This window comes from Formosa sediminum (genome assembly GCF_007197735.1).
In the GTDB taxonomy this organism is placed as follows: Bacteria; Bacteroidota; Bacteroidia; order Flavobacteriales; family Flavobacteriaceae; genus Formosa; species Formosa sediminum.
This window is the reverse complement of record NZ_CP041637.1, coordinates 329,786-350,326: the sequence shown is the minus strand read 5'-3', so window position 1 is coordinate 350,326 and position 20,541 is coordinate 329,786. Positions and strand designations below refer to the sequence as shown.

Below are 20,541 nucleotides of genomic sequence, written 5' to 3'. Positions count from 1 at the left end.
TCCGTCTTTTCTTTATTATATGCTTGAAATTATTAATACATAACTTTTTGTGTTTTTGTAGTACCGTTTGTTAAAACTGCCTTTACAATTAAAGGACTGTTGGTTGGTTTTAACTGATTTAATTTTACATCTGAAGCATTTAATTTATTAACTTGATAAATTACGCGTCCTAACACATCATATACTATAATGTTATTAATTGTGTTTGTAGAGGTACTTACTTTTATAAAGTTTTTAGTTGCTATAATTTTAAATTCAGAATCTCCTATAATATCATCAATATTCAAGCTTTTATCTTGATAGCCTAATATAAAACGATCGTTAAAAGTTCCTGCTTCAGAGGTGAACTGATAAGGAGAATTACGCAAATTGTGTACAACATTTGTATAAGTGTCTTCTAAATAAATATCTTGGTTATTTTCAAATAAGCCGTCTACTTTGCTAATCCCTATTGAGAAAAAATCTTTTGTTGTTAAAGTAATTCCTAGTGGAATTTTATCTGTAATTTCAAAAGGTAAAGGTCTACCTTGAATAATCATAGGCTCTTCTTCTATCAAAGAATAAATGTTCATTGTGTTATGATCCATAATTACAGAATCGTATAATGGATCTTTAGATTTTGTGGCTCCATTTGTGTAACCAAGTAACATTGTATTAATACTTTTAGTTTCTTCTGCAATTAAATTTAGCCAAATACGAGATTTTTGAGTAGTTTCAACTGTTTTGTAAAAATTAGAATTTGTATAAGTAAATCTGTATTCGCGCATAGAGTTGTTAAAAATTACATTCGATCCAGAAGCTGCATCATGTCTCATACTAACAAAAAATCCTTGGCAAGACGCAATATAATCGCTGCTATCTCCAGGGGGAGGAGTGCTTGATCCTAAATTTGTATAAGTTATATAGTCGGCTGCAGTATAATTTTTTACAAAATCTTGATAAAAAGGATCATCGTAATCTCCTATTTCTGTACCGTGTGTCCATATTCTAACACCCCCTTCAATAATATTCACATTTTCTGTTAAAAAAGCTTCTATACTAATGGCTGATGGATACGGGTTGCCTATTAAATTCCAGTTATCATCTTCGTTAGAAATTTTCGTGATTGAGGGTCCATTGTCTCCAGAACCATCTTCGTTGTAAGTCCCTCCATTATAACCTCCATGAAATACTGGTATTTCTATTGGACCATTATTAAACTTATAGTTAATACCATTTTTTGCCAAATTTAAGCTGAATAGTTGTGTGTATTCTCCTCCATCAATATGTCCAGAAGGACCACCACGTACTATATAACCTTTACCTTTTATCATGCTTCCAGAAGCAGATTCCCAATTTCCAAAATTACTAGCATAAACCCCAGTATGATCAACTGTTGGAGACCATATATATCTATGTGAAGTATTTCCTATATTAGAAATATCATAATTATCTATTGGAGAAGACCAATATACATAATCTGTGTTGCGAACAGATTCTACTGTTCTGTATATGTTAAGCTCTCCTTGATAAAAAGCCCCATATGTATTTTCATCGGTTGTAGAGGTTTGTATTAAACTGGCATTATTGTATAATGTCATTTTGGATGTAAGAGTTAAATCTTCTTCTACAGTTAATACAGAGGTATCATATAATTTCCATTCACTACCGCCAGAGTTAGTCATTTCTAAATCTTTTGTTTGTACGATTGAACCATTAACTAATTCTATTAGTTTTTGTGTATATAATTTATTATAAACATAGACTTCACTATCGTCAATAATCCACTGACTTAAATCTGAGTTGCTTTGGGTCAGGTTTTCTGCATAAATAGTGCTTTTTGTACCTGTGTCAATAGGGCCATTAATAGCAATATCTTCTTCTATGTTTAATACGCTTGCGTCCATGTCTAGTGCACTACCTCCGCCAGAGGTGATTTCAAAATTTTTAGCATTTACTATAGAATTATTATCTATAATAATTTTCCCGTTTGTTGTTATTTTTTCTGTGACAGTTAGTTGTGCATTATTTTGTATAGTTAGTTGTCTTGGAGACTCAATATTTATAGAATATGCGTTAGCAGTATTTCCATCAATCACAGGATATAAATCTCCATGAGCATAAGTAATTACGACTTTGTCAGTAGTGATAGGAACTCTACCTAAACTCCAATTTGCACTATTATTCCAATTGGTGTCACCAGGAATAGCTTCCCAAGATCCTTTTGGGCTCCAAGTATTTGTCGTCTGTCCAAAAGCATTTGTATTTAGTACAGCAAAAAGGACAATAAAAAAAATGTATTTAAGGTCATAAACTGACCTTATTAGTGTAGATTTAAATAGCATAAGATTAATAAGTTGATAATTAGCGGCTGCAAAAGTACTAATTTAATCTAATTGGTATTAGAGTGTTGATTGTAAAACGTTTAATAACCAAAAAATGTAGACGAATGGTATAAAAGTAACGTTTAATAAAAAAAATTATTTTTAAGTAAATATCTATTTTTTTATAAAAACTCATGTTCAACCTTTTAAATGCTTTACATTTGTAAGTCAATGATTTAATTAAAGTGGCATCTTATGCTTTTTTCATCTACAGCCCCAAATATTAATAATCAGTCTATACTGTTAGATTCAGATTATAATATTAGTCTTTCTATAAAAAGAGAAGATAAAATTCATCCGTTTGTTAGTGGTAATAAATACAGAAAATTACATTATAACATTTTAAAAGCTAAAGCAGAAGGGCATACTACATTGTTAACTTTTGGAGGGGCGTTTTCTAATCATATTGCTGCGGTTGCATACGCTGGACAAATATCTGGTTTTAAAACAATTGGTATTATTCGTGGTGAAGAATTGGCTTTAGAAACGCATTTAAATCCTACGCTTAGATTTGCAGAAGCTTGTGGTATGACTTTTAAATATGTAAGTAGAGCAGATTTTAGACTTAAAGAAACTCCCGAATTTATAAAGGGTTTAGACGAGGTTTTTGGAAATTTTTATTTAATCCCAGAAGGTGGTACTAATAACCTGGCTGTACAAGGCTGTGAACATATTTTAACGCCACAAGATAGTGAATTCGATTATATTTGCTGTGCCGTAGGCACTGGAGGTACAATCTCGGGACTTATAAATAGCAGTAAATTAAATCAAACCATTTTAGGATTTCCTGCATTAAAAGGTGATTTTTTACAAAACAATATTAGTAAATTTGTAACCAAAACCAATTGGGAGCTAATAACAGATTATCATTTTGGAGGTTATGCAAAAATAACCCCTGACTTAGTAAGGTTTATAAATGCATTTAAAAAAAAATATACAATTCCGTTAGACCCTGTATATACAGGAAAAGTGCTTTATGGAGTTATGGATTTAATAACGCAAGGTTATTTTCCTAAACAATCTAAAATATTAGTTGTACATACTGGAGGTTTACAAGGTATTGCGGGTATGAACACCCATTTAAAAAGAAAGAAAATGCCTCAAATTATATAAATATATGAAGCAAATAATTATCATTTTGTTAGTGTCAAGTGTTGTTTTTAGCTGTGGGTCTAGAAAACGTTATACGACTTCATCTAAACAACAAACAGAATATTTAAGAAGTAGAAAATTTCGCCATAACAAAAATGAAACGGTTAATAAAACACCAGAAACAGATACTGAAGTTATACCTAAAGTGATAACCAATACTTCAGATTACGTTAAAGTATATAGTAGTGTGGCTATCGAAGAAATGAAATTATATCATATTCCAGCAAGTATTACTTTAGCTCAAGGTATTTTAGAATCCGCATCTGGTAAAGGCCGTTTAGCTATAGAGGCTAACAATCATTTTGGTATTAAATGCCACGATTGGACTGGCGCAACAGTTCATCATGACGATGATGCAGATCAAGAATGTTTTAGAAAATATAAAGATGCCAAATATTCGTATCGCGACCACTCTTTATTTTTAACCGAGCGCAAACGCTATTCGGCTTTATTTGATTTAGATATAGACGATTATAAAGGTTGGGCTAAAGGATTAAAAGCTGCAGGATATGCTACAGATAGAAAGTATCCAGATAAATTAATAGCGTTAATAGAACGTTATGAATTGTATAATTACGATAACCAAGTTACAGGTAAATCAACCCAATCAAAATATAAACCATCTAAACAAGATGTGCATTATGTTGTAAAAGGTGATACGTTATATTCTATTTCTAGACGCTATAACATTTCGGTTCAAGAACTTCAAAATATAAATGGTTTAAAAGATACTAATCTTTCTATTGGACAAGAATTATTAGTAAAATCTTAAATTACAAACATAAAATAATGAAATATACAAGAAGTAGTGCTTTGTTTGCTGAGGCAGAACAGGTTATTCCTGGTGGTGTAAATTCTCCAGTACGTGCCTTTAAAGCCGTGGGAGGAACTCCTCTTTTTATTAAAGAAGCAAAAGGCGCATATTTAATAGATGAAGATAACAATACATTTATAGATTATATAAATTCTTGGGGGCCTATGATTTTGGGGCATGCATACCCTCCAGTTGTAAATGCTATTGTTGAAAAAGCAAAATTAGGTACATCTTTTGGTGCACCTACAGAAATAGAAACCGAAATAGCTGCTTTAGCGGTGTCTATGGTTCCTAATATTGATAAAATACGTTTTGTTAATTCTGGAACAGAAGCATGTATGAGTGCTGTGCGTTTAGCTAGAGGATATACTGGGAAAGAAAAAATTATAAAATTTGCAGGATGTTATCACGGACATAGTGATTCATTTCTAATACAAGCAGGAAGTGGGGCTATGACCTTTGGTAGCCCTAACAGTCCAGGGGTAACTGTAGGTACAGCACAAGACACATTGTTGGCAAAGTATAATGATATTGCGCATGTGAAATCTATAATTGATGCAAATCCTAATGATATTGCATGTGTCATTCTTGAACCTGTTGCAGGTAATATGGGATGCGTTCCGCCACAAACAAAATTCTTAGAACAATTAAGAATGCTTTGCGATGCTAATAATATTCTTTTAATTTTTGATGAAGTTATGACGGGCTTTAGATTAGCAAGAGGAGGAGCTCAGGAATTATTTAATGTAAAAGCAGATATCGTGTGTTTTGGCAAAGTGATAGGAGGAGGATTGCCAGTTGGTGCTTTTGCAGGTCGTGAAGAAATTATGAATTATCTTGCTCCATTAGGTCCGGTCTATCAGGCAGGAACTTTAAGTGGTAATCCGTTAGCCATGGCAGCAGGATTGGCCATGTTAAAAGCTTTAGAAAGTGATACTGAAATTTTTAATCGTTTAGCTGAAAAAACAGAATATTTACATAAAGGAATTGCAAAAGTGTTAAACGATCATAATATTGTACACACTATAAATCGTGTTGGGTCTATGATTTCTGTACATTTTTCAGAAACTCCCGTTGTGGATTTTGAAACTTCTGCTACAGGGAATAATGAAAATTTTAAAATATTTTTCCATGGCATGCTAGAACAAGGTGTTTACATTGCGCCAAGTGCTTTTGAAACTTGGTTTATAACAGATGCATTAACCTATGCTGATTTAGATGCAACTATAAATGCTGTACATAAAGTAGCATTAACTTTAAAAAAGTAACTTCTATATTTTTTAATTAATTATATAGTCTGTGTTAATAAAAAATAAAATTAAAAAAGGCAAATCTATTATGACTTGCCTTTTTTGATATATTTAATCACTCTATCTTAACTACGTCTGTCTCTATCTGGTCGTTTATCACCTCTTTTGTCATCAAAACCTTTTCTTTCTCTAGAATGGTCTGCCATACTTTTTTCCCACATTGCATATTGTTCACTTTTTAAGATGCTTTTCATTTTAGATTTCATTAAAATCTGACTGTCTAAGCGGGCAATCATATTGTCGTAACGTTCTTGCTCTGTAGGTTTTTTACCTGATTCTTTAGCTTTTTTAAATGCTTCTCTATTGGCTTGTCGTTCTTTAGCTTGACTCAAATTTAAATTGTATACTTCTTTTTGTTGAGATTCTGTAAGGTCTAAATTTAATGTCATTTTTTTTGTTAGTAAAGTGGCTTGTTGTTCCGGTGTAAAATCAGCGCCTTGCATACGCATTTCTTTTCTGTCATGTCTCTGGTTATCTTCACCTCTTTTACCTTGTGCAAAAGCATTTAATGAAATAAACGCTAAAGCTAAAATCATTATTTTTTTCATGATATATATGTTTTTAATTATACCTCTAAGACTGGTTAATTTCAAAAAGGTTTAATAGTAAAACTAGTTTTAACAGCGTATTAACGCTTAGAGTAGTAGTGTAAAGATTTAAATTATGGTCTAAGTGTATACGTTCCTACAAGTAATCCATGGTCTGAATTGGAATTAAACTCTTTATCAAGAATAAGAGGTTGCCATGTTTTAGAAATCCATATATGGTCAATTTCTAAGAGGGGAAATTTACTTGGCCAGGTCGCAGAAAAACCATTATTGTAGTTATGAAAACTTTCAAAATCTGTTTTAAAAGTTTCAAAAAATGCACTTTCATAAGGTGTGTTAAAATCTCCAACTATAATATCTACTTGTTCTGTTTGTATTACAGATTGAATAATTTCAAAATCAAACCTTTTAGATAAAGCAGGATTGGCAAATAAATCATTAATTAAAATTTTAATTTCTTCACCTTTTATGGTACATGTTACCATATTGCAATTAGATCCTGTAGAGATTCTTTTATAAATAGTTTCATTTATTTGTCCTTTAATTGCAATCATCATTTCACTTTGTAATTGTATAATTCCGTACAAAGGATATTTAGTTGTAAAGGCTATTAAATCTGTTTCAGGTATTTTTTTAGCTTCAACAAAAACAAGAATATCTGGATTGTGTTCTTCTATTTTCCTAAAAATATCTTCTAATGGTAAATGCTCGGGACGAGATATGTTCCAAAATAAAAGTGATCGCGTCTGTAATTGGGAGACTTGGATGGATTCGGTTTTAAAATAATAATTGCTATACCAATATATACCTAATAGTATATTTATAGATAATATGGCGAGAAGAAGGGGTCTGTGCTTACGAATAATAAAAGCAAGAAAAAAGCCGTAAGCAATAATAACTATTAGAGGTACGGCATTAAAGAGAAATACAATAGGCTGAAACCTGTCCTTTATTATAAAATGTATAAGTATTAAAAAAGCATACCAGAAAAGGAGGTATGCTTTTTTTTTATATTTAAAAAGGAGTTGAATCATAAGTATCTAGTCGTTGAGTTTGACAAACAAACCTTCGTCTGTTTTGTCTACTTTTGCTATGCCTAATTTAGTTAATCCCTTTATGGTTTTATCCCATTTTTTGTTACTTAATTGCGATTCTGTTTTTAAGGTGTTTAATTCTATAGGAGATGTTGTTTTTAAAATATTAAAAACTGCTTTTTCATCTTCTGTCATGTCTACTTGTTTTTTCTCTGGTCGCATTTGAGGGAAAAACAATACTTCTTGAATAGATTGGTTGTTTGTAAGGAACATGATTAAACGGTCCATACCAATTCCCATCCCAGAAGTAGGAGGCATACCGTATTCAAGAGCACGTAAAAAATCGTAGTCAATAAATTCTGTAGCTTCATCGTCTCCTTTTTGAGCTAATTTTAATTGGTGCTCGAAACGCTCGCGTTGGTCTATTGGGTCGTTAAGTTCTGAATATGCATTGGCAATTTCTTTACCACAAACCATTAACTCAAAACGTTCAGTTAATTCTGGATTATCTCTGTGCTCTTTACAAAGCGGACTCATTTCTTTTGGGTAGTCTGTGATAAATGTAGGTTGGATATAGTTTCCTTCACATTTTTCACCAAAAATTTCATCAATTAATTTTCCTTTACCCATGGTGTCATCCACTTGAATTCCCATGTTTTTTGCTGCATCACGAATTTCAGCTTCAGTTTTGCCTGTAATGTCAAAACCTGTAAAGTCTTTAATAGAATCGGCCATGGTCACTCGAGCATAAGGCGCTTTAAAATCTATTTCGTGTTCTCCAAATTTAGCTTTTGTTGTGCCATTTACAGCAGTAGCACAGTGTTCTAATAGTTTTTCACAAAAATCCATCATCCAATTGTAATCTTTATAAGATACATAGATTTCCATGGCTGTAAATTCTGGATTATGTGTTCTATCCATTCCTTCGTTACGGAAGTTTTTAGAAAACTCGTATACACCATCAAAACCACCAACTATTAAACGCTTTAAGTATAACTCGTTTGCAATTCGCATATATAATGGAATGTCTAAACTATTGTGGTGGGTAATAAATGGGCGTGCTGCAGCACCACCAGGAATAGGTTGTAAAATAGGCGTTTCTACTTCAAAATAACCAGCGTCATTAAAGAAGCCACGCATAGCATTAAATAATTTTGTACGCTTAACAAAAACTTCTTTTACGTGTGGGTTTACAACTAAATCTGCATAACGTTGTCTGTAACGTTGTTCTGGATCTGTAAAAGCATCATGTACTTTCCCTTCGGTATCTACACGTGGTTGAGGTAAAGGACGTAAGGATTTACTTAAAATAGTAAAGTCTTTTACCATAATGGTTTTTTCTCCTACTTTAGTTGTAAATAATTCTCCTTCTATACCTACAAAATCACCTATATCTAATAATTTTTTATATACAGTATTGTATTTGGTTTTGTCTTCTCCAGAACAAATCTCGTCTCTATTAAAATAGACTTGTATACGTCCTTGGCTATCTTGTACTTCAGCAAAACTCGCATTACCTTGTATTCTTCGAGACATTAATCGGCCGGCAACTATCACGGTCTTACCTTCTTGAAAATCTGCTTTAACCTGTTTACTTGTGTGGGTTAACGGATAAAGATCTGCTGGATAAGGGTTAATTCCTAACTCGCGTAGTTTGCTAAGCTTATCTCTTCTTACGATTTCTTGCTCTGATAATTGCGACATATTACTATTGTTCTGTTTAATATTTAACGGACAAAGATAAATACTATTGGTTAGTATATCAATATATATTATCGAAAAACGAAATAGATTTTTTTAAGTGTAACAATTGGTTTATTTACACGTCTTATTTATACATCAATCAATCTTTATAAAATCAATCATAATGAGTATTTGGAGAGTTATCCTATCAATTATATGTCCGCCTTTAGCTGTAATAGGTAAAGGTTGTGGCTCTGTACTTATCGTATTTTTATTATGGCTTTGTGGCTGGGTTCCTGGCGTAATTGCTGCATTAGTAATTTTAAATAATCCCAAACGATAATTTTGCTGTGTTTTTGGGTAACGGTTTTCAGTGATTTATTGAAATTAATAGCGTCTAAGGTTCCAAAAAAGAGACCTATTGGTATATAATAAGTATATTTGCGGCGACTTTTATATTATATAACCAATGAAAAAAATCTATCTATTAAGCATGTGTCTTTTACTACTTATTGTAAGTAGTTGTAATTTTTCTGAAAACATTTATATTGAAGCGAATGGCACAGGAAAAATGTCTTTTGAATTTGACGGTTCTCAGCTTATGCAAATGGGAGGAGACACGATGGGTGAGTCCGGAGAAAAAGCTTTAGACTCTACAATTGTATTTAAAGATTTTTTAGAAGCTAAGAAAGATAGTATCGCAACCTTGCCAAAAGAGGAGCAAGAACGTCTTAAAACTTTAGAGCGCTTTACTATGCATATGTTAATGGATCCTGCCACTCAAAAAATGGTTATTGATGTGAATACAGATTTTGATAGTGTTGACGAGTTACAAGACATGTTTAAAGTGCTTAATAAAGCCAATGAATTAAAAGAAACCAACGAAGCTCAACAAACTAGCCCATTAGCTAAAATGGGTACAACCGAAGCTTCTGAGGTTGATTATACATATAATGGAAAGGTATTTAAGCGTATAGTCACTATAGTAGATCCTGAATTGTTAGAGTCTACAAAAGACAGTTTAGCAGATGCAGAAATGATACTTGCAGCATCTACTTATACGTTAAATTATCATTTTCCGAAGAAAATTAAATCGGTATCGTTAGAAAATGCCATGTTTAGTGCAGATCATAAAAGTTTTTCTGCAGAACTGAGCTTTAAGGACTTTTTGACTAATCCTGAAAGTTTAAATGTAGAAGTCATATTAGAAGATTAATTGCTTTGAATAAAATAATAAAATTACAAGATTTAGGTTTAAGAGACTATAAAGATACTTGGGACTACCAGGAGGAATTATTTAAACAGATTGTAGATCTCAAAATTAAAAATAGGAGAGAGGAAACTACTATTCCTACACCTAATTATTTTCTATTTGTAGAGCATCCGCATGTATATACATTAGGAAAAAGCGGCCATATGGATAATATGCTGCTTACTGAAGCACAGCTAGAAGAAAAAGGGGCAACATTTTATAAAATTAATCGTGGTGGAGATATCACGTATCACGGACCAGGACAGATTGTTGGGTACCCTATTTTAGATTTAGATAATTTCTTTACCGATATACACAAGTATCTACGGTTTTTAGAAGAAGTTATTATTCTCACCTTAAATGATTATGGCATTAAATCTGAGCGTAGTCCTGGAGAAACAGGTGTGTGGTTAGATGTAGGTACACCTTTTGCAAGAAAAATTTGTGCCATGGGCGTACGCGCTAGTCGTTGGGTTACTATGCATGGATTTGCTTTAAATGTAAATGCTAATTTAGGATATTTTGATAATATTATTCCGTGTGGTATTCGTGGTAAAGCAGTAACTTCTTTAAATGTAGAATTAGGAATAAAAGAAGTTGATGAAGCTGAAGTTAAGACAAAGATTCAGAAACATTTTTGTGCCCTTTTTGAGTCTGAATTTAGTTTAGAATAAATGTTTAAATAAAAGGTTTTTATAAATTATTCTTTTATCGATTTAGGTTTTGTTAATAGGGCAACGGTTACAAATATAAGTAAAAGAATGATGTTGCCTATTAAATATCCAAAACCATATTCTGTTAATCTGTCTAAGTCAGATATTATTATTTGTATTATGCTAATGCTTAATAAAATCGCTATTATTAATGAAATATAGAAAACAATTTTTTTCATTGAAAAAGATATTAAAAAGCGAGGTTATTTAAATAACCTCGCTTTTTTATTAAAATACTATCTAGTAACAGTAGTTGTAGTTGGAGTATAAATTCCAAAAGTAAGAGCAGCTACTAAACCGTTAACAAAAGTTTGTCTAGTTGTAACATTATAGTCTGTTGCTCCTTTTGCCATTTCTTTAGAATCTGATACTCCTACTGGAGCTAATCCGTATACTACGTAATGGTTCCATGCTGTAGTTTGGGCATTTCCTTTTGCTCCTTCACCTACAACACTAGTGTAAGAATAACAAGATGTTAATAGCATTGATGACGCAAATACTACGGTCATCATTTTCATTGTTTTTTTAAACATGATTTTTAATTTAAGTTGTACATTAATTTATAGTACTCAAGTTTTGAGTGTCTTTAAACATGATACTATAGAAGAAACAAAGTATCATTGTTGTCTTTTTTTTATCTAGCCAATAATTTTTTAGAGACCTTATATGTAGCAGCATATAATAAACCTGCTTGCTCGTGTTTTAAGTGGCTGTATTCTCTCTTATACCAGTTTACATCAGTTGCTTTTTTTCTGAAAGAATCGTGGTTTATTGTTTTATGAGCATCACCATTTAAAGTGGTTTTAATATCGTACACAGCAATCCCAAAATGCTCACATTGTTTTAAAACTTCAGAAAAATCTTCCTCAGAGAAATAACAATCATTGTGTTCTTCATTTTTTTGTAATCCTGTGAATACGTTTTTTTCTAAAAATTCTTCTTGTGTCATTTTGATATATTTTTTGTCATTTATTTAAGACAATTATTAGAGCCTAAATTATTAAATATTATTCTTAATTTATTTCTGTAAGATACGATATAGGTTTATGTCTTTAAGTAGAAATTGTATTAACCTTCTGTATTAAAGAATACTTTATAGTAATACATCTTTTTTTCTTCGTCGAAACCACGTTCTAGATATTCGCTAGCGGCGTCTGGGGCATCAATATCTAGTTTTATTTGTATTTGTGTGTCGAGTTTAATCTCGGTTTTAATTTTTGCTTTTTGTTTTTTTACTACAGGTTCGGCGACATCAAACTGATTTAAAATTAAAAGCTCTTGTTCGCCTTCAAAAGACTTCTTGTATTCGTCGAATAAGGTTTTGTGTTTGTCGTCTTCAAAAACTTCTTCTTTAAAATTTTCAAAGTTTACAAATTCGTGCTCCTTAAAATAATCTACGGTTTTTGCTAAAAAGATATTTTGTTCCTGATTTCCGTAACTCGTTTTTAATACTTCTGTAGAAAATTCTTTACACAATTCGATATAATTTTGTGTGTGCGAATTAAAATCGTTGGCGTATTTAATATTTAAGAACTGATTTATCCAATATTGTGCATCGTAGTTATTGTTATCTATTGTTAAAACAATAGGACCTTCAGCATCTGTTTGATTTAATATTAAACACCCTTTATCCACTTTTTTAGTATTGATTCCTTGTTGTACAGCAACATCATAACTATTGCCTTCTAAATAAGTTTGAAAAAAGTTAGATTTACTTTCAATTTTAAAAATTCCTACGGCATTAGTTACAATTTCATTAAACTCTATACCTTCAAAAATAGCAACAATAACATCGCCTGTTTTTATCTGAGCAGATGTAGACTGTTCGTATAAATGCTTTACAATGTTTTTTGAAACATCTATAAAACTATTTTCATCATTAAAAATAGATTCTGCATAACTGTTTATTTCATTCAACTTAATATTAGCATGATGATTAAAACGGTGACTTTGCACTACAGAACCAAAAGGACGTAGTAAAAAGGGAAGCATTAAGTCGTAACTGGCTTCATCAAATTGTACTTCGTTTTCTGAAAAAGCATTTTTAGTATCGTTAAATTTATTACCTACTTTATGAATTATAAACTTAGTAATGGTGGCATTGTTACGTTTTATCATGGTGTTTTACGCTTAAAAATTAAGGGATGCAATAGTACTAAAATAGCTTCAATTTTAATAATTAAAATCTCGGTGCTATTAATATATTTTAATTTATTTGGTATATAATTATGGCATTATCATCTCCTTTGGTAACAATTTCTAAGTGATTATCTTTATCTGTATTGGCCATGTCTATACTGCTAGCACCATACACAGGGAAATTAGAAACGGTTTCGCCTTGGCTATCAAATACGTAAACTTTTTGGGTTTGTAAGTCTGTTGTGGTTATATATATTTTATTATTTATATAAAATAAACTTACTGGGCTGTAATTACCAAAATCTAACTCTAAGGCTTTGTTTTTAATATTTAGTTTGTTTTCAGATTGTGTTACTAATGTTCGCGATGTGGCCACGATATGATGGTTTTCTCCTAAATTTAAATTTTCACTTGTTATGCGTCCGTTTTCATCTACAAGTATTAAATCGCCTTCGTCTGTGGTTGTGGTAAATTTGTTATTGTAAATGTATACACCTTCATTAGAGTAGGAGTAAGACGATTTTGGAGTAACACGTACTTCTCCAGTTCTACTTAATATATAAAGTTGATCGCTTGTTTTAAATACTAGATAATCTTTTCGGCCTATTCTAAAATGTTGAGGCTGGTGTATAATAGTTTGATTGGCTTCTTTATAAGTAAATCCATTAACTATATTTCCTTGAGCATCATACATAAGTACGCCTTTGTTTTGTACTACAACTAAACGGTATCTTTTATTAGAATCATAATCAAATACCGAGAGAGGTTGAGTTACTTTGTCTCTAAACGTTTTAGGGTACGATTTTGCCGGATTCCCATTACGGTCTAATACATATAAATGGTGAGCTGTGGTAAAGGCGAGTTGTAGGCGCCCATTTCTATACATGTCTATTTGAGAAATGTCTCCAATAATAGCTTCGCTCAGTTCTTTTTTCCAAAGCACTTTTCCTTTATTAGAAATTAAATATAAATTATTATGAATATCTTGTACTACAACTTCTTTCTCTCCTGTGCTGTGATTGGTTACAAATTGTGGTTTGTTTAATAGCTTAGCATCTAATTTTATATTTAATTCTTCGTTAACAGAATTTTCTGTAGCTTTTGTTTTATTTCTTTTTATAATACCATTAACATGTGCAAAATCGTGATCGTATATATATTGTATAGCCGATACTTTAAATGGGCTCGTGTTTGTAGTTGCGTCTGTTTTAAAATTAGTTTGTAAGATGTCGTTTAAAACGTTCGAGTTCCCTACAAGCATTAAAGAAGAAGCATCACTTAAATGCGGTGTAATGTTTTGGTAAAAACTACGCTCACTATACGTTGCTTTATTTTGGTAAGCAGCAATTATACTTTGCAATAATTCTATAGAGTCTGCGAAAACAAAGAAAGAATCTAGCACCGCATAAAACGAAGCTGTTTCTGTTTTAATAATTGGCGAGAAATGTTTAGGAAACCATTCTGGATGTGTAAACTGTTTAATGTCTACTTGGCGGAAACTTTCAATAATGTCTTGAGAATCTAATAAAGCGTCATTTGTAGCCATGTTGTCTAAGCTATACATTACAATAGCTCTGTGCTCTTTATTATATATTATACCAATTTCATTAGTATTGTCAAATAAAGTAGTTTCTTCAGGTTCTAAGTTGTTATAAGCAATAAAATTTGCTTGTAAATTGTTGAAATCTTGATATGTTATGCTTAGAAAACCTTCGCTCTCTTCTGGCGTAATTTGTGCCATTTTGTTTTCTTGCGGAATAGTATTTTTAAACACATCTATAAGGTAGTTAGTAGAGTCGTTAGCTTTTGTTATACCGTTTATTGTGATTTGATCCTGTGTTATATCTGTATCTAGTGCTAAGTATTTAGTGAATTTTTTTATAGGAATAGAGTCTGTACTCATAAATAACGATGCATTCTCAACAGACTCTGTATCTATAATTACAGCAAAAGTTTTTTCAGTAGATGTTGTATTGTAAATTTTTTGAAGTTCTGGACTTATTGGTTGCGGCTCTAAACTTTGTTCTATAATAGATTTTGAAGTCGAACCTATAAAAATACTATCAATAATTACACTGTAAAAGTTGTTTTGGTTTAGTTCTGTTTTTGTAATGATATTGTTTTTAAATCGAATCTGTTCTTGTTTGGGTTTAGAAAGCGAATCGAATTGAAAAAAATCTGTATTATATTTTGTAATTAATGTAATTTGAGAGCTATCTGCAGGGGCTTTAGAGAAACAAAATAAAATGTCTTCTTTAAGACTAAACACATTAATGGTTTTAAAAAAAGTGTTTAAAGAGTTATTGAATTTGGCGGTTTTAAATTCCTGAACCAAAACATTGTTTGTTAAACTACTTTTTAAATTTTCAAGATTATTTGTTTTTATTAAAGTAGAAGTATGTTTTGGAACATATGCTAATAAACTTTGGTGTGTTTTAGTATTGGTGTCGCAACTTATTAAGAATAGACTAAAAATTATAGCTAAGAAAAGCGCTCTCATAAAAAAGATTTTTTTACAAATATAGGAAGTTATATATCTAATTTTAATTGATCAGGTAGTAATCTAAAAGATAATCTGTGGTATTTTGTTGTGCCATATTTCTTTATGGCTTCCCGATGTTCTTTAGTAGGGTACCCTTTATTTTGTTTCCAATTATACATAGGGTATTCTTCATGAATTGTGTTCATATACGCATCGCGGTAAGTTTTTGCAAGAATTGAGGCAGCGGCAATATTTAAATATTTTCCATCGCCTTTAATTATGGTTTCGTAGGGAACTTTTAAGTAGGGTTTAAATCTATTACCATCTACACTAATAAACTCAGGTTGCGGGTCTAGTTTACTAATCGCTAATTGCATCGCATGAATAGATGCATTTAAAATATTTATCTCGTCTATTTGGTTAGGAAACACATGAGCCACACCAAAAGCTGTAGCTTCTAGTTCTACTATAGGTTTAAGTAAATCTCGTTTCTTTTCAGACAATTGTTTGGAGTCGGTTAAAATTGTGTTTTCAAATGTTTTGGGTAAAATAACAGCAGCAGCAGTTACGGGTCCTGCCAAACAACCACGTCCTGCTTCATCTGTTCCACATTCAAATTCATATTCCGAATAGTTAAGCGCTAGCATTTAAATTATAGTTTTGTTATGTTTGGTTATCATATTTTGTATTTACATTTGCAAGATCTAAAAAATAATTATGAAGCAAATCATTCTGTCATTCTTTTTAATATGCTTTGGGCATTTCGCTTATTCACAAGTTGTGCCTAAATTAAATAAGCAAATAGAGAAGGACGATGCTGCAACTGAAAAAGGATTTACTGAAAAATCAACAGATACTTCAAGTACAAAAAACGGTGAAAAAGTAGCCAAGATAGAACAATATCTTATAGTGTCTCATTTAAATGATACAACTTATGTAGATACAACTTTAAATATTAAGAAAGAATATAAATTTAACTCCATAAGGAAAGATGAGTTTGGTTTAATTTCATTTTCTAATATGGGGCATACGTATAATACATTAAGCACAGACTTTAAATCGCAACGTTTAATGCCTAAGTTAGGTGCACGTTCTAAATATTTTGCTTTTAGAGAAGTAGAAGATGTAAATTATTATCACGTGCCAACACCATTAACAGAATTGTTTTATAAAACAGGTTTTGAACAAGGACAGGTTGCACAAGGTTTTTTTACGGTAAATACTTCAGAACAATTTAATTTTTCTATTTCTTACCAAGGATTAAGATCGTTAGGGAACTACCAACACTTTATATCTAGTATTGGTAATTTTGAATTTACAACAAATTATAAAACAAAAGACGAACGTTATATTATGAAACTTCATTTTGTTGGACAAGATGTTAATAATGAAGAAAATGGAGGGTTAACAGATGACGATACTGTGTATTTTGAAAATGGAGATCCCGATTTTCTAGATCGCGGTGTGTTTGATGTTAATTTTGAAGACGCAGATAATACCTTAAAAGGGAAGCGATTTCATTTAGATCACCGTTACTATATTGTGAAACCTAACGATTCCTTAGCAAAGCATAGTCTTAATATAAATCATATTATGACTTTTGATGATCAATACTATCAATTTAATCAAGACGATCAAAATGATTACTTTGGAGAAGCTTTTGTGTCAGAAGATATAGAAGACAGAAGTACTATCGAAAATTTTTACAACCAAATTCAAGTAAATTATAGTAATAGACTATTAGGTGATTTGCAATTTAATGTGAGTCACGATAATTATAATTACGGCTATGATCAGGTTGTAATAATAAATGAAGAACACATTACAAACAGATTAAAAGGGAATATTATTGCTTTAGGTGGTAAATATCATAATCGTTTTGGAGGTTTTGATATTTATGGAGATGCAGGCTTAAATGTAACAGGGGATTTTGCAGGGAATTATATTACAGGTAAAGCATCGTATCGATTTACAGACGATATATTAATGAGTGCACAAATTAATCACAATGCTTCACAACCTAATTATAACTTTTTACTGTATCAAAGTAATTACCTTAACTATAACTGGCAAACTAACTTTAGTACAGAAAAGACGCAACAACTGCGTTTTAATTTAGAATCTAAAAAGCTAGCAAATATTTCTGTAGACTATTCTACAATTAGTGATTATGCCTACTTTAAAGCAGATGAAGAGTCCGGAGGAGTAAAACCTTTTCAGAATAGCGAAACAATCACGTATTTAAGAGTACGTTTAGATAAAGAAATAAGGTTTGGCCACTTTGCATTAGATAATAGTATAATGTATCAAAATATACAAGACGATAATCAAGTGTTAAACATGCCAGAATTTGTAACACGTAATACATTATATTATAGAAACGAATTTTTTAAGAAAGCCTTATTATTAGAAACAGGGGTTACATTTAATTACTTTACCGATTACTATATGAATGCATACGACCCTTTGTTGGCAGAATTCTATGTGCAAACAGAACGTGAGTATGGAAATTTTCCAAGATTTGATTTCTTTTTAAATGCCAAAATTCAGCAGACACGAATTTATTTTAAGGTAGAACATTTCAATGCATCCTTTACTGGTTACGATTATTACTCTGCCCCAAACTATCCCTATCGTGATTTAGCATTACGATTTGGTATTGTATGGAACTTCTTTTTATAATATTCTAAATGTTTGCCAAAGCAGTTATGCAACAATTTCATTACGGTTTACAATGAAAAGCAAAGCCTAATTATAACTATTGGTATTGCCGAGAGAATAAATAATATAAAATCACACATCCAACTATTTGGTATGTCGATACTTAAGATTTTTTTCAAAAAACTTTAAAAAAAGGTTAGGATAAAAGAAATAAAAGGTGGTATATTTGCACCCGCTTAGCGACACAACTACGGTAGTTTGGTTAAGCAAAAAGTTCATTAACAGGCTATTGCAATCGAATTTAAATTATTTTAAAAAAGATTAAATAAAGCATTGTTATTAGAAATAAAGGTTGTAGGTTTGCAGCCGCTAAAAACGGCAACGTTTTTAGAAAAGAAAGTTCTTTACAGTGTGTTTTTATTGGGTTTAAAAAGTTTCGGAAACGGGCTTAAAAAAAACTTCAAAAAAACATTGTGAGATTAAAAAAAGGGTTTTATATTTGCACCCGCTTAACAAGGAAACGCGTTAAGAAATAAAGAGAAATAAGTTCATTAACATATTGAATTGACAGCGTAGATGTTAACTGGAAACGGTTAATGTCACAAAAAAGAATAAACCATTTTGAGTACCAAAATTTAATTCCATTAGTTGTTAAACGTAATAGTGGAAACACTTAAAAATTTAACGATGAAGAGTTTGATCCTGGCTCAGGATGAACGCTAGCGGCAGGCCTAACACATGCAAGTCGAGGGGTAACATTGTGCTTGCACAGATGACGACCGGCGCACGGGTGCGTAACGCGTATGCAATCTACCTTTTACAGGGGGATAGCCCAGAGAAATTTGGATTAATACCTCATAGTATATGGTTGTGGCATCACAATTATATTAAAGATTTATCGGTAAAAGATGAGCATGCGTTCTATTAGTTAGTTGGTAAGGTAACGGCTTACCAAGACCGCGATAGATAGGGGTCCTGAGAGGGAGATCCCCCACACTGGTACTGAGACACGGACCAGACTCCTACGGGAGGCAGCAGTGAGGAATATTGGACAATGGGCGAGAGCCTGATCCAGCCATGCCGCGTGCAGGAAGACTGCCCTATGGGTTGTAAACTGCTTTTATACAGGAAGAAACACTCCCTCGTGAGGGAGCTTGACGGTACTGTAAGAATAAGGATCGGCTAACTCCGTGCCAGCAGCCGCGGTAATACGGAGGATCCAAGCGTTATCCGGAATCATTGGGTTTAAAGGGTCCGTAGGTGGATGATTAAGTCAGAGGTGAAATCTTGCAGCTCAACTGTAAAATTGCCTTTGATACTGGTTATCTTGAGTTATTATGAAGTAGTTAGAATATGTAGTGTAGCGGTGAAATGCATAGATATTACATAGAATACCAATTGCGAAGGCAGATTACTAATAATATACTGACACTGATGGACGAAAGCGTGGGTAGCGAACAGGATTAGATACCCTGGTAGTCCACGCCGTAAACGATGGTTACTAGCTGTTCGGTCGCAAGACTGAGTGGCTAAGCGAAAGTGATAAGTAACCCACCTGGGGAGTACGTTCGCAAGAATGAAACTCAAAGGAATTGACGGGGGCCCGCACAAGCGGTGGAGCATGTGGTTTAATTCGATGATACGCGAGGAACCTTACCAGGGCTTAAATGTAGATTGACAGGACTAGAGATAGTTTTTTCTTCGGACAATTTACAAGGTGCTGCATGGTTGTCGTCAGCTCGTGCCGTGAGGTGTCAGGTTAAGTCCTATAACGAGCGCAACCCCTGTTGTTAGTTGCCAGCGAGTAGTGTCGGGAACTCTAACAAGACTGCCAGTGCAAACTGTGAGGAAGGTGGGGATGACGTCAAATCATCACGGCCCTTACGTCCTGGGCTACACACGTGCTACAATGGTAGGGACAGAGAGCAGCCACACCGCGAGGTGGAGCGAATCTATAAACCCTATCACAGTTCGGATCGGAGTCTGCAACTCGACTCCGTGAAGCTGGAATCGCTAGTAATCGCATATCAGCCATGATGCGGTGAATACGTTCCCGGGCCTTGTACACACCGCCCGTCAAGCCATGGAAGTTGGAAGTGCCTGAAGTCCGTCACCGCAAGGAGCGGCCTAGGGTAAAGTCGATAACTAGGGCTAAGTCGTAACAAGGTAGCCGTACCGGAAGGTGCGGCTGGAACACCTCCTTTCTAGAGAAAGACGACTATTGGAAGATAGTAAAGGTTTTGCAAAAGGAATGATTTATTCTTAGCTGTTAATTTAAAGAAATACTTATTATAGTTAGAGTCTCATAGCTCAGCTGGTTAGAGCGCTACACTGATAATGTAGAGGTCGGCAGTTCGAGTCTGCCTGAGACTACTAAATATAATGAGAAA

The 20,541-nt window shown here is 32.6% G+C and carries 16 protein-coding genes, 1 tRNA gene and 1 rRNA gene; 9 read left to right on the top strand and 9 right to left on the bottom strand.

The genetic code is table 11. From position 1 onward, the window contains the following. Positions 1 to 32 precede the first annotated feature (32 nt). Complete coding sequence (locus FNB79_RS01640; RefSeq protein WP_143379638.1) at positions 33 to 2,324, bottom strand: T9SS sorting signal type C domain-containing protein; 2,292 nt, start codon at positions 2,322 to 2,324, stop codon at positions 33 to 35. 234 nt (positions 2,325 to 2,558) lie between these two features. Here FNB79_RS01640 and FNB79_RS01635 point away from each other — a divergent pair, with 234 nt between their 5' ends. The 3 genes from FNB79_RS01635 to hemL are packed head-to-tail and all read left to right on the top strand — an operon-like array spanning position 2,559 to position 5,597. Then, complete coding sequence (locus tag FNB79_RS01635) at positions 2,559 to 3,476, top strand: 1-aminocyclopropane-1-carboxylate deaminase/D-cysteine desulfhydrase (RefSeq protein ID WP_143379637.1); 918 nt, start codon at positions 2,559 to 2,561, stop codon at positions 3,474 to 3,476. Positions 3,477 to 3,480: 4 nt separating this feature from the next. Then, entirely contained in the window at positions 3,481 to 4,287 is an 807-nt protein-coding gene (locus FNB79_RS01630; protein WP_143379636.1) for a glucosaminidase domain-containing protein, read from the top strand. A gap of 17 nt (positions 4,288 to 4,304) precedes the next feature. Continuing rightward, entirely contained in the window at positions 4,305 to 5,597 is a 1,293-nt protein-coding gene (gene hemL, locus FNB79_RS01625) for a glutamate-1-semialdehyde 2,1-aminomutase (protein WP_143379635.1), read from the top strand. 107 nt (positions 5,598 to 5,704) lie between these two features. On the opposite strand, the gene FNB79_RS01620 is transcribed toward hemL, so the two are convergent. The 3 genes from FNB79_RS01620 to lysS form a co-directional block, all read right to left on the bottom strand. Further along, a complete protein-coding gene (locus FNB79_RS01620) occupies positions 5,705 to 6,187 on the bottom strand; it encodes a hypothetical protein (protein ID WP_143379634.1) in 483 nt (160 codons plus the stop codon). Between the two features lie 113 nt (positions 6,188 to 6,300). Next, positions 6,301 to 7,221, bottom strand: a complete 921-nt coding sequence (locus tag FNB79_RS01615) for an endonuclease/exonuclease/phosphatase family protein (RefSeq protein WP_143379633.1) — start codon at positions 7,219 to 7,221, stop codon at positions 6,301 to 6,303. Between the two features lie 6 nt (positions 7,222 to 7,227). Then, positions 7,228 to 8,925: a lysine--tRNA ligase gene (lysS, locus tag FNB79_RS01610; RefSeq protein WP_143379632.1), complete on the bottom strand. Its 1,698-nt coding sequence runs from the start codon at positions 8,923 to 8,925 to the stop codon at positions 7,228 to 7,230. A gap of 163 nt (positions 8,926 to 9,088) precedes the next feature. Here lysS and FNB79_RS01605 point away from each other — a divergent pair, with 163 nt between their 5' ends. The 3 genes from FNB79_RS01605 to lipB all read left to right on the top strand — a co-directional run bounded on the left by FNB79_RS01605 (position 9,089) and on the right by lipB (position 10,830). After that, positions 9,089 to 9,247, top strand: a complete 159-nt coding sequence (locus FNB79_RS01605) for a YqaE/Pmp3 family membrane protein (protein ID WP_083495670.1) — start codon at positions 9,089 to 9,091, stop codon at positions 9,245 to 9,247. A 126-nt stretch (positions 9,248 to 9,373) separates the two neighbouring features. Further along, the gene (locus FNB79_RS01600) at positions 9,374 to 10,120 is read left to right on the top strand and encodes a hypothetical protein (protein ID WP_143379631.1); all 747 of its coding nucleotides are present in this window, start codon (positions 9,374 to 9,376) and stop codon (positions 10,118 to 10,120) included. Positions 10,121 to 10,125: 5 nt separating this feature from the next. Further along, positions 10,126 to 10,830, top strand: coding sequence for a lipoyl(octanoyl) transferase LipB (lipB, locus tag FNB79_RS01595; protein WP_143379630.1), 705 nt, complete (start codon positions 10,126 to 10,128; stop codon positions 10,828 to 10,830). A 275-nt stretch (positions 10,831 to 11,105) separates the two neighbouring features. Here lipB and FNB79_RS01590 read toward each other — a convergent pair whose 3' ends face one another. The 5 genes from FNB79_RS01590 to FNB79_RS01570 form a co-directional block, all read right to left on the bottom strand. Beyond that, positions 11,106 to 11,402 (bottom strand): Bor family protein, encoded by a 297-nt coding sequence (locus tag FNB79_RS01590; RefSeq protein WP_143379629.1) that lies wholly within the window; start codon positions 11,400 to 11,402, stop codon positions 11,106 to 11,108. A gap of 101 nt (positions 11,403 to 11,503) precedes the next feature. Continuing rightward, positions 11,504 to 11,818, bottom strand: a complete 315-nt coding sequence (locus FNB79_RS01585) for a hypothetical protein (protein WP_143379628.1) — start codon at positions 11,816 to 11,818, stop codon at positions 11,504 to 11,506. Positions 11,819 to 11,937: 119 nt separating this feature from the next. Continuing rightward, entirely contained in the window at positions 11,938 to 12,987 is a 1,050-nt protein-coding gene (locus FNB79_RS01580) for a nucleoid-associated protein (RefSeq protein ID WP_143379627.1), read from the bottom strand. Between the two features lie 88 nt (positions 12,988 to 13,075). Continuing rightward, entirely contained in the window at positions 13,076 to 15,508 is a 2,433-nt protein-coding gene (locus tag FNB79_RS01575; RefSeq protein ID WP_143379626.1) for a ribonuclease HII, read from the bottom strand. Between the two features lie 29 nt (positions 15,509 to 15,537). Next, complete coding sequence (locus tag FNB79_RS01570; RefSeq protein ID WP_143379625.1) at positions 15,538 to 16,137, bottom strand: ribonuclease HII; 600 nt, start codon at positions 16,135 to 16,137, stop codon at positions 15,538 to 15,540. Between the two features lie 70 nt (positions 16,138 to 16,207). Here FNB79_RS01570 and FNB79_RS01565 point away from each other — a divergent pair, with 70 nt between their 5' ends. The 3 genes from FNB79_RS01565 to FNB79_RS01555 all read left to right on the top strand — a co-directional run bounded on the left by FNB79_RS01565 (position 16,208) and on the right by FNB79_RS01555 (position 20,524). Beyond that, positions 16,208 to 18,172: a putative porin gene (locus FNB79_RS01565; RefSeq protein WP_143379624.1), complete on the top strand. Its 1,965-nt coding sequence runs from the start codon at positions 16,208 to 16,210 to the stop codon at positions 18,170 to 18,172. A gap of 663 nt (positions 18,173 to 18,835) precedes the next feature. Next, positions 18,836 to 20,355, top strand: a 16S ribosomal RNA gene (locus FNB79_RS01560). Positions 20,356 to 20,450: 95 nt separating this feature from the next. Then, positions 20,451 to 20,524 (top strand) — tRNA-Ile (locus tag FNB79_RS01555). Positions 20,525 to 20,541 lie beyond the last annotated feature (17 nt).